Source organism: Rhizobium sp. 862_C5_N1_2 (assembly GCF_051811205.1).
In the GTDB taxonomy this organism is placed as follows: domain Bacteria; phylum Pseudomonadota; class Alphaproteobacteria; order Rhizobiales; family Rhizobiaceae; genus Rhizobium; species Rhizobium leguminosarum.
In genome coordinates this window covers 807,498-820,511 of sequence record NZ_JBPWPT010000001.1, presented here as the reverse complement: position 1 = coordinate 820,511, position 13,014 = coordinate 807,498, and the positions used below count along the sequence as shown (strand labels likewise).

At 60.3% G+C, this 13,014-nt stretch carries 14 protein-coding genes and 1 pseudogene; 8 read left to right on the top strand and 7 right to left on the bottom strand.

What is annotated here, in order from left to right:
* Positions 1–98 precede the first annotated feature (98 nt).
* Positions 99–1,085: an MBL fold metallo-hydrolase gene (locus ACD590_RS04055; protein ID WP_439002200.1), complete on the bottom strand. Its 987-nt coding sequence runs from the start codon at positions 1,083–1,085 to the stop codon at positions 99–101.
* Positions 1,086–1,219: 134 nt separating this feature from the next.
* Here ACD590_RS04055 and ACD590_RS04050 point away from each other — a divergent pair, with 134 nt between their 5' ends.
* Both ACD590_RS04050 and ACD590_RS04045 read left to right on the top strand, forming a co-directional pair.
* Positions 1,220–2,116 carry a LysR family transcriptional regulator gene (locus tag ACD590_RS04050; protein ID WP_439002199.1) on the top strand — a complete coding sequence of 299 codons (897 nt, stop codon included), beginning with the start codon at positions 1,220–1,222 and terminating at the stop codon, positions 2,114–2,116.
* 218 nt (positions 2,117–2,334) lie between these two features.
* Entirely contained in the window at positions 2,335–3,444 is a 1,110-nt protein-coding gene (locus ACD590_RS04045; RefSeq protein WP_439002198.1) for a sulfite oxidase, read from the top strand.
* An 87-nt stretch (positions 3,445–3,531) separates the two neighbouring features.
* On the opposite strand, the gene ACD590_RS04040 is transcribed toward ACD590_RS04045, so the two are convergent.
* The 4 genes from ACD590_RS04040 to ACD590_RS04025 all read right to left on the bottom strand — a co-directional run bounded on the left by ACD590_RS04040 (position 3,532) and on the right by ACD590_RS04025 (position 6,009).
* Entirely contained in the window at positions 3,532–4,338 is an 807-nt protein-coding gene (locus tag ACD590_RS04040) for a class I SAM-dependent methyltransferase (protein ID WP_439002197.1), read from the bottom strand.
* A 338-nt stretch (positions 4,339–4,676) separates the two neighbouring features.
* Positions 4,677–5,294, bottom strand: coding sequence for an ATP-dependent Clp protease proteolytic subunit (locus ACD590_RS04035; RefSeq protein ID WP_018449585.1), 618 nt, complete (start codon positions 5,292–5,294; stop codon positions 4,677–4,679).
* 44 nt (positions 5,295–5,338) lie between these two features.
* Complete coding sequence (locus ACD590_RS04030; protein WP_439002196.1) at positions 5,339–5,698, bottom strand: SRPBCC family protein; 360 nt, start codon at positions 5,696–5,698, stop codon at positions 5,339–5,341.
* A complete protein-coding gene (locus tag ACD590_RS04025) occupies positions 5,695–6,009 on the bottom strand; it encodes an ArsR/SmtB family transcription factor (RefSeq protein ID WP_026188300.1) in 315 nt (104 codons plus the stop codon). The genes ACD590_RS04030 and ACD590_RS04025 overlap by 4 nt, the downstream gene beginning before the upstream one ends.
* Positions 6,010–6,293: 284 nt before the next feature.
* On the opposite strand from ACD590_RS04025, the gene ACD590_RS04020 reads away from it, so the two are divergent.
* Entirely contained in the window at positions 6,294–7,094 is an 801-nt protein-coding gene (locus ACD590_RS04020) for an SMP-30/gluconolactonase/LRE family protein (RefSeq protein WP_439003509.1), read from the top strand.
* Between the two features lie 145 nt (positions 7,095–7,239).
* On the top strand, positions 7,240–7,554 hold the full coding sequence (locus ACD590_RS04015) for an EthD family reductase (RefSeq protein ID WP_113542558.1): 315 nt from the start codon (positions 7,240–7,242) through the stop codon (positions 7,552–7,554).
* A 247-nt stretch (positions 7,555–7,801) separates the two neighbouring features.
* Here the strand turns inward: ACD590_RS04015 and ACD590_RS04010 are convergent, their stop codons facing one another.
* Positions 7,802–8,362, bottom strand: coding sequence for a TetR family transcriptional regulator (locus ACD590_RS04010; RefSeq protein WP_113542557.1), 561 nt, complete (start codon positions 8,360–8,362; stop codon positions 7,802–7,804).
* Positions 8,363–8,521: 159 nt separating this feature from the next.
* Here ACD590_RS04010 and ACD590_RS04005 point away from each other — a divergent pair, with 159 nt between their 5' ends.
* Positions 8,522–9,217, top strand: a complete 696-nt coding sequence (locus ACD590_RS04005; RefSeq protein WP_113542556.1) for a glutathione S-transferase family protein — start codon at positions 8,522–8,524, stop codon at positions 9,215–9,217.
* 99 nt (positions 9,218–9,316) lie between these two features.
* On the top strand, positions 9,317–9,694 hold the full coding sequence (locus ACD590_RS04000) for a tautomerase family protein (RefSeq protein ID WP_112906173.1): 378 nt from the start codon (positions 9,317–9,319) through the stop codon (positions 9,692–9,694).
* 327 nt (positions 9,695–10,021) lie between these two features.
* Here ACD590_RS04000 and ACD590_RS03995 read toward each other — a convergent pair.
* Positions 10,022–10,150: pseudogene (locus ACD590_RS03995) on the bottom strand (transposase); the annotation flags it as partial.
* A gap of 185 nt (positions 10,151–10,335) precedes the next feature.
* Here ACD590_RS03995 and ACD590_RS03990 point away from each other — a divergent pair.
* Both ACD590_RS03990 and ACD590_RS03985 read left to right on the top strand, forming a co-directional pair.
* Positions 10,336–12,261, top strand: a complete 1,926-nt coding sequence (locus tag ACD590_RS03990; RefSeq protein WP_113543810.1) for an adenylate/guanylate cyclase domain-containing protein — start codon at positions 10,336–10,338, stop codon at positions 12,259–12,261.
* Between the two features lie 63 nt (positions 12,262–12,324).
* Positions 12,325–13,008 (top strand): winged helix-turn-helix domain-containing protein, encoded by a 684-nt coding sequence (locus tag ACD590_RS03985; protein ID WP_018449596.1) that lies wholly within the window; start codon positions 12,325–12,327, stop codon positions 13,006–13,008.
* Positions 13,009–13,014: the final 6 nt, after the last annotated feature.

Here is a 13,014-nt window from a genome sequence, read left to right as displayed (position 1 = left end):
TCAGTTCGGGGTCGGCGATCCACCGAATAGGGCCGCCGGCGCGATTGCAGTTGGGATCTGCTTGGCATTGATACCCTTAAGATCACCGAGAGCAGACATCAGTCCTGCAAGGCCCAGTCTGCGACCTGCCAACGCATCTCCCCATGATCAGCAACGACACGACCGAGCCCAGGGAACGGCATGTGCGTGGCAGCGATGAGTGCGCCTTCCGACGCGGCACGCGGAAAGAAGCGATCACGCATGGCTTTCGCAGCGGCACGGTCCTGCTCAAACAGGAAGAACACATCGGTCGCGGCCGGATGCACGACCGGAAAAATCATATCCGAAACCATGATCATGCTCTTCCCGCCATCTTCCACCCGCACGCCGATATGGCCGGGTGTATGGCCGGTTAAGTCGACGATCGAAACGCCCCGCATGATCTCGCGCTCTCCGTCGATCGCTTGGAGCCTCGGATATAGCCGCACCACCTCCTCCGCCATCCTGAAGCTCGTCTGCAGGTATTCAGGCGCGCCGCTGCGCTTGGCCGGATCGGTCCAGTGAGCGATGTCGCGACGATCGATATAAAGCTCGGCTCCGGGGTAGTTGTTCTTACCTCCCAGAACCAGCCCACCCATGTGGTCTTGGTGCATATGCGTCACGATGACCGCGTCGATCTTGTCGGTCTTCAGACCGAGCGCGGCGAGTGCCTGCGGTAACTGTCCGGTCTGCCCGATCGAACCTGCCGCACCGGCATCGATCAGGATGCGGCGCTCGCCATCCTCGACGAGATATTGGTTGAAGAGGAACCGAACCCCACTCGGCCGGGCGGTAAACTGTGCGCTTGCCGCCCTCTCGACCTCGGGCGCTGAGCGCCCCGGAAAGTAGTCATAGGGCATATCGGCATAGCCATCCGTCAGTGCCGTCACGGTGAACCGACCGATGCGGATCTGTGCGAAGGGGTTCATCGCAACAGGCGCCTTGGCAGCTTCCTGCGTCGCCGCACGGGCGGCGGAGTCGCCGAGCAGGCCTCCACCGAGGAGGCTTCCGCCGATGAGGCCGAGAGGCAGGGCGCCAGCGAAGGCGCGACGTGAAAGTTGAGGCATGACATCTTTCTCCGGATCAGTAGCACGATGGGAGCTACGTCGAGCCCCTTGACGACGCGAATGCTATGACATCCACAATCAACCGGGTATCTTGGCAATGTGGAAACATTCTTCTCATTTTATGGAAGGCTTCGATGGATCGTTTTGACGCGATGGCGGTGCTATTGGCGGTGGTCGACGCCGGCAGTCTTTCTGCCGGGGCACGGCGGCTGAATGCGCCGCTGGCCACGGTCAGCCGCAAAGTGGCCGATCTTGAAAAGCATCTTGGCGTTCGCTTGGTCGTGCGCACCCGCCGCGGCCTCGCCTTGACGGAGGAGGGACGCGCCTTCGTCGCCGCGTCACGTCGTATTCTCGAGGAACTGGACGCGGCGGAGCGGCAGGCCAGCGGCGATTATGGAGCGCTGCGTGGCGGGCTGCACGTGACCGCGCCGATTGCCTTCGGCGAGCGCCATCTGCTGCCAATTGCGCTCGAATTCCTGAAGGTGCAACCCGATATCAACCTGCGGCTGACCCTGACTGATCGGCAGCTAAGTCTGAGGGATGAGCACGTCGATGTAGCCCTACGGATCGGGCACCTGCCGGACAGCGCGATTATCGCAACACGGGTTGGCGCCGTCCGCCGGGTGATCTGCGCGAGCCCCGACTATCTCGCCCGCCGAGGAGTGCCGCGTCAGCCGGAAGACCTCGCCCCGCATGATGGCATAAGCTTCCAGGGCTTCGCGACCGCCCCGGAATGGCGATACCGCCGGGACGGCGCGGCCTTCGCCGTCGAGCCGCGCCTCAAACTCGCGGTCAACACGACAGAGGCTGCCATTCAGGCTGCGCTGGCCGGTATCGGCATTATTCGCGTGCTTTCTTACCAGATCAACGACCATTTGCGCTCTGGCGCTCTGCAGGAATTGTTGGCGGAGTTCGCACCGGAGCCGCTGCCGGTAAATGTTATTCACGGACCAGCCGATCCGCTGTCGCTGAAGGTGCGGTCCTTCCTTGACTGGATCGGCCCCCGCCTGCGCGCGCGGATGGCAACCTAGCGTCCCGCCTATCAGACGCGCCTCCGTCAATGGCGGTCAGGCTCACTGGTAGTCGATCGTCCTCTGCCGTTCAAGGTCGATCCGAGGAACGTGCGATATGTGCTAGGATGCGGCCCGAAGGCGGAATGCGACGGACGCACTGCGAGGGGCGGTGTGATCGCACAGGAATTCGCGCGACCGAGAGCCGACGTTGTGTCTTGAAAGGGGAGACGAGGACGATGCCGACACCAGAGCAACCCAGTCTAATCGTTCGACAGAAATCCCCACAGAATATCGAGTTTCCGTTTGCGTCGCTCTCCGATTGGCTGATCCCGACCGAGCTGTTCTTCGTGCGAAACCATTTCCCGTCGCCGGACCTCGATGCGCGAGACTGGAGATTGCGCGTTGGCGGGGCCGTGGAGCGGCCGATCGAACTTGACCTCGACAGCATCAAGGCGATGCGGAGCACGACTTTCACCGCCGTCGTCGAGTGTGCAGGGAACGGGCGCGTCTACTATGAGCCGCCGAGGGAGGGGTTGCAGTGGCAGAACGGAGCCGTCGGCAATGCCGCGTGGACAGGTGTTCTTCTGCGCGACATTTTGGAAATGGCGGGCGTCAAGCGAACCGCATGCGAAGTTCTGCTCGCAGGCGCCGACAGCGGCATCGTCGACACGAACAAGAAAACAGCTTCTCCCGGCCCCATCGCTTTTGCGCGCAGTTTACCGCTTGAGAAGGCCATGGCTGACAGCACGATCCTTGCCTATTCGATGAACGAGGAGCCGTTGACGCGCGATCACGGCTACCCGCTACGCGCGGTCGTGGGTGGCTGGTTCGGCATGGCTTGGGTCAAGTGGATCACTGATATCACGGTTGTGGAGCAACCGTTCCTTGGCTACTGGCAGGCGCGCGACTATTTCCGTTGGGAGCGCAGCCTCGGGGAACCGACGCTGGTCCCCCTTGCGGAGATGGAGGTCAAAGCGCAGATCGCGCGTCCGGTACAGGGGGCGCAGCTCATCGCCGGCCAACCGTACCGGATTTTCGGAGCCGCCTGGAGCGGAGAGGCTGCTATCCGGCAGGTGCAGGTCTGCACCGGAGATGGCAAGGGCTGGCGCGAGGGAAGGCTCCTCGAAACAGAACGTCCCTTTGCATGGCGCTTGTGGGAGTACATGTGGACCCCTGAAGAAGTGGGGCGATATACACTGCGATGTCGCGCGATCGATGGGGCGGGGTGCGTGCAGCCCGACCTCCAGCGTTCCGACTGCGAGAGCTACGCGGCCAATTGGATCATTCCGGTGGAGGTTACGGTCGTTCCCAAGCCACAGACGTACGAGGAGGAATTCGTGATCTAATCATCCGCATGGGGCGGAATGGCGGTTTTTGGCGCAACTGCGACCGCGTTGTCACTGCGTCATGTCCGCTTTGCATGTTCGCCAGGATCAGGCTGGGACCAAGCCTCGCACCACACGGAACATCATGGGAAATGATCGGGGTCCATCGGGCAAGCCAACCAGATACCCGGCACGAACATGCTGTTCGATCGAACCGCGGGCGTCGTCCGAAAGTGCCATCAATGTGCTTGTGATGCTGCCTGGGCCGTCGGTGAACGTAGCCCAATAATCCGCGAAGGACGCATACTCACAATCCACGACAACGGGAATCTCCGTCACGTCGACGAGGCCGATCTTCCGCCACAACGTCGCCTGACCATTAGGCCAGAAGAGCTGGCGCCCCGCCCGCATAGATCTCAGCCTGGCGAAGTCGGTCTCAAGCACGGCGCCGGTGTTAATGACGAGATCGAAGGCGGGCATGCCACCCAAGAACTGAGTAACGGCGGACGCGACCACGCCGCCTGGACGGGTCACGCGCTTCATCTCGGCAACGACCTGTTCAATTTCCGGGATAACGTCCAGGGCCAGCGTGGAAACGGCCGCATCGAAAAAGTCAGTGTCGAACCGCATGTGCCGGACATCGCCGTGTTCATAGGCGATATTGGGGTGGGATCGTCGACGGCGGGCTCCTCCCAGGTATCCCTCAGATGCGTCAACACCGATCACATGCGCTCCCGCCTCGGCGAGAGCTTTCGACAACACACCTGTCCCACATGCTACATCGAGCACGCGACTGCCCGGAGCAATATTAGCACAGGCGAGAAATGGGCTTGCCAGATGTTCGCTCCAGCGCCCTATGAATGTCTCGTAGACGTCGGGATCAGCCCAATTATATCGCAGTTCTGCGGCTTCCATGGTTTGCCATCCTCTCTCGATCAAGAATGGACGGTAACACGGCCATTCGGTCGCGCGTATTGCCGTCACACCGGGTAATCCAGCGAAACCTTGTTAACGCTTCTCAAGAAAATATGACACAGCCGGCGCGATGCTGAAATTGATGGACAGCCGGATCGTCTGGATCGCCCTTCAGGGCGGTGAACCCGTGGCAACAGCAAGCCTTGACGGGGATATGGTCAGGATTAGAGACGATAGCGGCATGCGAGAGCCGAGGAGGCTGCTTCCCGGAGGTTTGCTCTCAAGCGTTCTTCCAACCAATCGACGCATGAATGGACCATTTCAATCCGAGGCTACGCTTATGCCGTTGCGTCCAGATTTTCTTCCCGGACCTGCAGGATGCGGTCGACCAACCCCCATTCCAGAGCTTCCTCTGCGGTCATGAAACGGTCGCGGTCCATCGCGCGTTCAAATTCCTCATAGGTGCGTCCGCAATGCTCGGCATAGAGACGTGTCATCCGGTCCTTGGTCCGTCTGATTTCCTCGGCATGGATGAGCATGTCTGATGCCTGTCCCTGAAAGCCACCGGATGGCTGATGGACGAGGATGCTTGCATTGGGCAGTGTTGCCCGCTGTCCGGGTTCACCCGCCATCAGCAGGAACGATCCCATCGAGCGGGCTGTCCCCATGCAAAGCGTATGCACCGGAGCGCGGATGTAACGCATGGTGTCATACATGGCGAGGCCGCTCGTCACCATGCCGCCGGGGGAATTGATATAGAGGCTGATTGGCTTCTTGGGGTTTTCCGCTTCGAGGAACAACAATTGTGCGCAGACCAGCGCAGACACGGTGTCGTTCACTTCGCCATTCAAAAAGATAATCCTTTCACGAAGAAGGCGGGAATAGATGTCGAAAGATCGCTCCCCTCTGCTTGATTGCTCTACCACCATAGGGACGAGTTGCATCGCTTCGCGCATCGGCGAACTCCAATCTTCCAGAATTTAAAGGGAAGCTCGCCGCGTCAGGCGGCGAGCATGAGGGACAGGCTATTATTGTTTGCGGCGGTGCCGGTCATCCGATCGAACCTGACGTCCGTAAGCTGGTGAATGATCCGCAGCTTGGTTCCGCCGGTGTCGTTGGGGGTAATCCGAAAGATGACCACGCTTTCAAGGAACGGCGGCTCGCTTTCGCGCATCCGGTAGCGGACCTCTTGCCCCGCCGTCAGAGACGCAGCCTCCGGATCGGCCAATGCCTCTTTCGGCAACCAGTTCTCTCGAAACTCCGGAATGCTTATCGCGCGCCAGACCTTGTGCGGCGGCTCGTCGATTTCGTACTCAAGCTCGATGCCCCTGTCGTGATCGTCGGTCTTGCTCTCGTTCATTGATCCATATCCTTCAGCAGAGCTTTGAGGGCGTCGATGCGCGCGGGCCAGTAGGCGCGATACTTCGCCAGCCATCCGGCAATGAGTGCCAAGCCTTCTGGATCGACCTCGTAGTTCACAAAGCGCCCCTGTCGTTCCTCCCGCACCAGTCTCGCGCTCCGCAGAACGGAGAGGTGTTGGGACATGGCAGGCTGACTGATCTTCATGCCATCGCGCAAAGCGCTGGCATTCATGCTTCCGGTCGCCAGCTTCTCAAAGATCGCGCAGCGGGTGGGATCAGCCAAAGCCTTGAAGATGTCGTTCTCTATCATGCCAACACATAAGCACATACTTATGCGATCCGCAAGGCGTCTCCGCCTATTTCCAGCTGAAAATGCCGCCGGAAACGCGGCGCCTGCCGGGCTTGCAGCAGCCGACGGCACCACGATGCCCGGATGACGGTGCCGTCCTAGACAGTGTGCGGACGTCGACGCCGCTGGTACGGGATACGACCGTGCCCTTTTCGCAAGACAAGTGTCGGTATTGGCTTTGCTTACTCGTCTTTACCAAGTGGCTACATGCGATGGGCCAAGGCGCAGAACGACAGGAGGGCGAAATGAACAGGACAAGGGTTCGGTTGGAAGACCGGGGGCTGGTCGAATGCCCACGATGGCATCACGGCGAGCTGTGGTTCGCGGATTGGACAAGCGGCGAAATTCTCGCCTTGAGCGAGCACGGAACTGTCAGAGTGGCGACAACCGCGAAAGCCCCGCCCCTATCATTCGACTTCGGACCACAGGGCGACATGTACGTCATCGCGTCAGGGGCATCGCACTTGCTGCGGTTCAACGGCTCCGGACTGGAAGAGTTCGCCGAGCTGGGAGCGAATGGCTGGAACGAGATCGTGATCGATCCGCAAGGCCGTATCTACGTCAACGGACCCGCGATCCTGCTGATACATCAAGACGGGACGGTCGAAACACAAGCGGAAGGCTTTCAGTTTCCAAACGGAATGGCTCTCTCTGCGGACGGGCGCACACTGGTTTGCGCCGAAAGCTGGGCGAAACGGCTGACATCGTTTGACGTCGCCGCCGACGGGCGACTTTCCCATCGAAGGGTTTGGGCCGATCTTCCCGGGTGGCCCGATGGCATATGCTTCGACGCTGAAGGGGCGATCTGGTACGCCGACGTACCCAATGCCTGCTGCTGCAGGGTTCGTGAAGGCGGCGCGCTCCTCGATGAAGTGAAGCTCGATCGCGGCGCCTTCGCCTGCATGCTGGGTGGACCTGATCGAACCACCCTCTACATAACTGCCGCCAGATGGTTCGGGATGGACAAGATGGACCAGATGGGCGGAACTGGCCAGCTGTTGTCCGTCGAGGTCGAGACGGCCGGGGCGGGTTGGCCTCACGGCTAGGTCAGCCACCCGCTTCGAAAAGCACAGCGAAAACAACCTGGCTCTCGTCAAACTCGCTTCGGCCAAAATCTGGATGCGCTTCACGAGTCGGAGAGCTATAGGTCCCCTCGGACGCTCGAAGAGGCGTTCAGGCAGGAGCCCGACCATGATCAAGATGAGCGTCTACTATCCGGCCAATGGCGGCTCGAAGTTCGATCACGACTACTACCGCACCCGCCACATGCCACTGATCCAGGAACGGCTCGGCGATGCCTGCCTGCGCTACGAGATCGAGAAGGGCCTTGCGGGTCGCGAACCTGGAAGCGCGCCGGAGTTCGTCGCGGCGTGCCACATCTACTCGCCGACCCTGGGGACATTACAGGAAGCGTTCGGTCCCCACCGCGCGGAGATCGTCGCGGACGTCGCCAACTATACCGACATCGCGCCCATCGTGCAGATCAGCCAAATCGTTGCGGGGTAAGGGGCTTCGGCGCGTCAGGCGTAGCCGTTGAACTTTCCGGGATCGGCGTAGTGCTGGCGCACCTGATCCATGGTGACGTAGCCGGTGCCGGACCGATCGGGAACATGTGGTTGCCGTTGAAGCGTCGGTGGCCTAGGCTCAGGACTCGTTAAATCAAAGCCAGAAGATGACGGCTGCTGCGATGCATATGGTTGAAAAGAAGGTGAATTCACCGACGCTACCGCAAGATCGCGAGCTTCCATCGAACTCACGGAATAAGGCCATTCGCCCGATAGGTTGCGATGATCTCTTCGTAGAGTGAGACATCGTTTCTTGTATGGGCAATGAGCTGCGCGCCTTGCACTGCGGCATAGATGGCGCGAGCCTGACGCTCGTTCTCCTCGGGCCCGCCGGGGTTGCGCAAAGCCAACACGCGGGCAAGCCAGCGTTCATTCATCTCGCCGTATTTGACAACTTCGGTCTGAACTTCTTCAGGCAGCTGATTGCGCTCGGCTCCCAGCATTCCTGCAAGGCACAGGCGGTTGTCGGCGCGCAGCGTTTCGGCGAAGACATCCGTGTAGCGCGCCATGCACGTCTCGACGTCAAGTCCCTGCGTTAGCAGTTCGTCGAGAACAGCGCCATAATGGGCTGTATAGCGATTGGCGAGCGCCGCACCCAACTCGCCCTTGGTCGCGAAGTAATAGTGAATGCTGGCACTCTTGATGCCGACATCCTTGGCGAGCTCGCGAAAGCTAAGACCGCCATAGCCGAGGTCCTGCACAGTGAGCCGTGCCGCCTCCATGATCCTATCCCTTGTATCCACAGTCACGTTGTTTCCCTTTCGTCGTCCCGACATTTTTATCTACCTGACGACAGATAGTCGTTGACAACACCAAAAGCAAGGCGTAGGTGTAGCCCACTATCTACCTGACGACAGGTAGAAATGGTCACCGCCCAACCAGCCAGCCAAACCAAAGGGAACTCCAGAATGTCCGACAAACTTCACCTCTTCACATCGCCCTCCGCTTTCCCGAACCCGCAGCGCCTTCGCCTGTTCATGCACGAGAAGGGTATCGCCGACCAGTTCGAGGAGCAGGTCTACAACATGAGCCCGGTCGGCGAGCAGCGCCAATGGCGGCATGTCAAGATGAACCCGTGGGGCGAAACGCCCACCCTTAAGATGGCCGACGGCACCTACATTGCCGAGACCGATGCCATCGCCCGCTACCTCGATCAGTCCATGCCTGGCCGCAAGATCATGGGCGAAACGGCACTGGAGCAGGGGCTCGACACGATGTGGGGCAACCGCATCTGGGTGCATATTCTCTATCGTATCGTCACTGCCTTCCACGTTCTGCACCAGGGCCTCGGCCCCAAGCTTGAACTGACCACCAACCACGCCTGGGGCGAACATTGCCGCAAGGAAGCTTTGGCCCATGCAGGCCTGGTCAATCAGCATCTGTCGGACGGACGCGAATGGATGCTTGGCGGCGACGCTCCGACCTTCTCGGACATGACCATGGCAGTCGCCATCGCCTTCTCGAAATTCCCCATCAACGCAACGCCGCTCGATGAACGCTTCGAGCACATCGATGCCTACTGGAAGCGCTGGCAGGCCCGGCCTTCGTTCCAGACCGCTTATGCCGACCGCAACAGCGGCGTGCCCGAAATCGACGAACGCTAGTCGATGACGCCAGTGGCAGGTCCATGACCTGCCACTCCCCGGAAGACCTAACACGTTAAGCTCGTAACCTGCACTTCACCCCAATCAAAGGAGACGACCATGCCCTTCGCACGTATCGATCTGATCAAGGGAAAGACACCTGAATACCGCTCCGCCGTCGCTGACATCGTCTACAGGGGCATCGTCGATGTCCTAAAAGCGCCGGACGGCGACCGCTTCGTCGTTGTTGGCGAGCACACTGCCGACAACCTAATCTACGATCCCAAGTTCCTCGGCTTCGACCGCTCGCCGGACTTCCTGCTCATCCAGGTGACCAGCACAGTCGGCAACGATAAGCCCTCCAAACTCGCCTTCTTCCGTTTTATCGCCGATGAGCTGAAGGATAAGCTTGCAGTCCGCCCTGACGACATCATGATCAACATGGTCTATGTCGATCGCTCCGACTGGTCCTTCGGTAACGGTGAACCCTGGAACTGACAATCAGAGGCGTCACGGTCGCCTCACTGACAACGGGCGGCCGTCGCTGGACGATATCCCTCCGCGCAAACTTTCGACATAGATCAATCCTTCAGACCTGGGAGAGGTAAGTCAATGACAACGTCAATCGAACAACTCAAAGCCGATGGCTTAAAATCTCATCGATCGCAAACTCGCCCGCACGAGCGAGGCGTTCCGCGCCTTCCTCGACGGCTCGACGGATCCGGGTGTGACAGGGGCATACATTGAGGGGCCTGGCCGGGGCCCTCGGCGCTCTTTGATTTTGATGGAACAACCTTCCAATACCTAGACTCAGGACTCGTTAAATCAAAGCCAGAAGATGACGGCTGCTGCGATGCATATGGTTGAAAAGAAGGTGTGAGCGCAGCGATCGTATCGGGTGTGAATTCTGCGCCAGTCCTTGAGCCTGCCGAACATGTTCTCGATCTTGTGGCGCTCTACAAAAAGCGCCACAAGATCGGATCGTCGCGCTCTCCAGAAGTGTGGGCGGCCGCTTGGGGTATTCTGCACAAGCGGCGGTGTGACCGATATCATCACCTTGTGTAAGCTTTCAAAAAGCGGTTAGCTGCCATCGTTGAGCTTCGTGTGCTGAGACGTGTCCGCATTCCGAGGAAAATCTCGTGCACTGGTCGAAACCGCTAAGACTGCATCTCGGCGTCCTGGTCGTCGCATCGCTGCTGTGCACGTCGACGCCGATCATCTGGATGGCATTCAGCCATGGACGCGATGCTGCGGTGAGCGCGGGCGTGCAGCAGATGCGCGAGATGAGCTTGCGGCTGATCGAGGGATACCGCAATACGCTGCAGGGCGGCACCGAGGCGGTCGCACTCGCCGCGACCCTGCCGCAGCTAATTTCCCCGCCGCCCCAAGATATCAAGGCGAAACAGCAATTCCTTCTGGAAGTTCTGCGAAACGTCCCGAACGCGACGAGCATCTACACGGGCTATCCCGATGGCTCGTACCTGCAGGTCATCAATACGGTAAGGGACGATGTTCGCCAGACCCTCTCGGTGCCTGAAGGCACGGCTTTCGCGGTCAGGACGATTGCACAGAGACAAACGACCGAGGTCATATCGACGCTTCGCTTTCTCGACAGCCAAGCCATTGAGATAGGGACGAGGAACGTCGAGTATGCATCCTTCGATCCGCGGCAACGCCCGTGGTATCAATCCGTCGTTCAAGACGGTATTCCGGTTTCCGTTGGACCCTATGTCGCCGGCACGCTCAAGGTTCCGACGCTGACAATCGCAGCGCCGATGCGGGACAATGGCCAGGTGGTGGTCGGCATCAACATTCACCTGCAGACCGTCAGCCGCCTGCTGGACGCGGGTCAGATTTCGCCGCGAGCAAGAGCCTACATCATCAATGGTGGCGGTGATCTCGTCGCCCATTCCGACCCGGCTGTCATGAGCAGGATCATCGGGCTATGGTCGAGAACGGCAGGCGCCTTTGCCGCGAGCGCCAACGGTTTCGACACCAGCCTCGCAACCGTGGCCCGGCTCAGGCAGGATCCCGCTTTTGCCAATGGCGGCCTGGCGCGGGTCGATTTCGATGGTGAAAGTCATCTGGTGCAGATTGCCCCCGTCAGCGTCTCTGGCCTGTTTCACGGGAGCGTGGCCGCAATCGTCGTGCCGCTGGAGGACCTGGTGGCTGAGGCCAATCGGCTGCTTGTGCGCAATCTCCTCATTGCCAGCGCCTTCGTGATCGCCGGTGTCGCTGCAACGGTGATGCTGTCGCGCATGGTCAGCCGCTCTCTCTATCGCCTGGCGGACGAGGCGCGCAGGATCGGCGATCTCGACGTCGGCGAGAAAGGCGTCTCCCATTCCTTTATAACGGAGATCAACACGCTGGCGAGCGCGCTGGCGGCAAGCCGCCACGCCATCGGCCAGTTTGCCCTCTATGTTCCGCGCGAAGTCGTCAGGCGGATCATCGATCCCCAGGGAAGAACCGCCGTCAAGGCGCAGCGGCAGGATGTGACCGTGCTGTTCACCGACATCCGCGACTTCACCACCATATCCGAGCAGCATTCGCCCGAGGACGTGGTCGATACGCTGTCGGCCTATTTCGAACTCTTGAACACCATCGCCGAGCGCCATGGCGGGACTGTCGTGCAATATCTCGGCGACTCCATTTTCGTCATGTGGAACGCCCCTGTTCCGGATGCCGGACATGCCGAAAACGGCTGCCGATGCGCGCTTGCCATGAAAGCGGCGGTCGACGACTTGAACGAAGCCAATCTGAAGAATGGCCGTCCCGCGCTCATCACGCGATTTGGATTGCACACCGGCCCGGCGGTCGTCGGCAGTTTTGGCGCGATTTCGCGCCAGCAGTACACGGCCATGGGCGATACGATCAATGTCGCCTCACGGCTGGAGGGACTGAACAAGGAATTCAACACCTCGATCCTGGTGAGCGCGGCCACACGCGACGCGGTCGCCGATCGCTTCCACCTTCGCCCGCTTGGCCTGGTGCAGCTCAAGGGACGCGCCGAGAAGGTCGATCTATGGGAGCTTGTCGGGGATATCCATCACCTTACGAATCCGTAAGTTGTGGCCAAGCCGTCCTCTCGGCTAGATCTCGCCCCCAGGCATCCGGGAACGATCGGGCTGATGCGAATCCTGCTTATCGAGGACGATACCAAGACGTCCGATTATATCGCCAAGGGTTTTTCCGAGGCCGGGCATGTCTGTGACGTGTTCGGCGACGGCCGCGATGGGCTGTTTCAGGCGCAGCGCGAGGCCTATGACGTCATCGTCGTCGATCGCATGCTGCCGGGCCTCGATGGCCTGGCGATCGTGCGTTCACTTAGGGCCGCCAAGGTCGGCACGTCGGCGCTGTTCCTGACATCGATCGGCGGCGTCGACGATCGGGTCGAGGGGCTGGAGGCGGGCGGCGACGATTATCTCGTCAAGCCCTTTGCCTTCTCCGAGCTGATGGCGCGCGTCAATGCGCTTGGCCGCCGGCCGCCGGTGCAGGAGCAGAGGACGGTGCTGAGGGTTGCCGATCTCGAGCTCGATCTGATCCGGCGGGAGGCCCGCCGCGCCGGCCAGGTGATTGAGCTGCAGCCGCGCGAGTTCACCCTGCTCGAGGTGCTGATGCGCGGCGAAGGCCGGGTCATCACCAAGACGATGCTTTTGGAGCGGGTCTGGGATTTCCACTTCGATCCGAAGACCAGTGTCGTCGAGACCCATATCAGCCGCCTCAGGGCCAAAGTCGACAAGCCGTTCCAGGCCCAGCTTCTGCATACGGTTCGCAACACCGGATACAGCCTGCATGCGCCTCGAACAGGATGATTTCAG

Coding starts and splice junctions, on each gene's coding strand:
- ACD590_RS04055 (WP_439002200.1), bottom strand. CDS start 1,085: ATGCCTCAACTTTCACGTCGCGCCTTCGCTGGCGCCCTGCCTCTCGGC.
- ACD590_RS04050 (WP_439002199.1), top strand. CDS start 1,220: ATGGATCGTTTTGACGCGATGGCGGTGCTATTGGCGGTGGTCGACGCC.
- ACD590_RS04045 (WP_439002198.1), top strand. CDS start 2,335: ATGCCGACACCAGAGCAACCCAGTCTAATCGTTCGACAGAAATCCCCA.
- ACD590_RS04040 (WP_439002197.1), bottom strand. CDS start 4,338: ATGGAAGCCGCAGAACTGCGATATAATTGGGCTGATCCCGACGTCTAC.
- ACD590_RS04035 (WP_018449585.1), bottom strand. CDS start 5,294: ATGCGCGAAGCGATGCAACTCGTCCCTATGGTGGTAGAGCAATCAAGC.
- ACD590_RS04030 (WP_439002196.1), bottom strand. CDS start 5,698: ATGAACGAGAGCAAGACCGACGATCACGACAGGGGCATCGAGCTTGAG.
- ACD590_RS04025 (WP_026188300.1), bottom strand. CDS start 6,009: ATGATAGAGAACGACATCTTCAAGGCTTTGGCTGATCCCACCCGCTGC.
- ACD590_RS04020 (WP_439003509.1), top strand. CDS start 6,294: ATGAACAGGACAAGGGTTCGGTTGGAAGACCGGGGGCTGGTCGAATGC.
- ACD590_RS04015 (WP_113542558.1), top strand. CDS start 7,240: ATGATCAAGATGAGCGTCTACTATCCGGCCAATGGCGGCTCGAAGTTC.
- ACD590_RS04005 (WP_113542556.1), top strand. CDS start 8,522: ATGTCCGACAAACTTCACCTCTTCACATCGCCCTCCGCTTTCCCGAAC.
- ACD590_RS04000 (WP_112906173.1), top strand. CDS start 9,317: ATGCCCTTCGCACGTATCGATCTGATCAAGGGAAAGACACCTGAATAC.
- ACD590_RS03985 (WP_018449596.1), top strand. CDS start 12,325: ATGCGAATCCTGCTTATCGAGGACGATACCAAGACGTCCGATTATATC.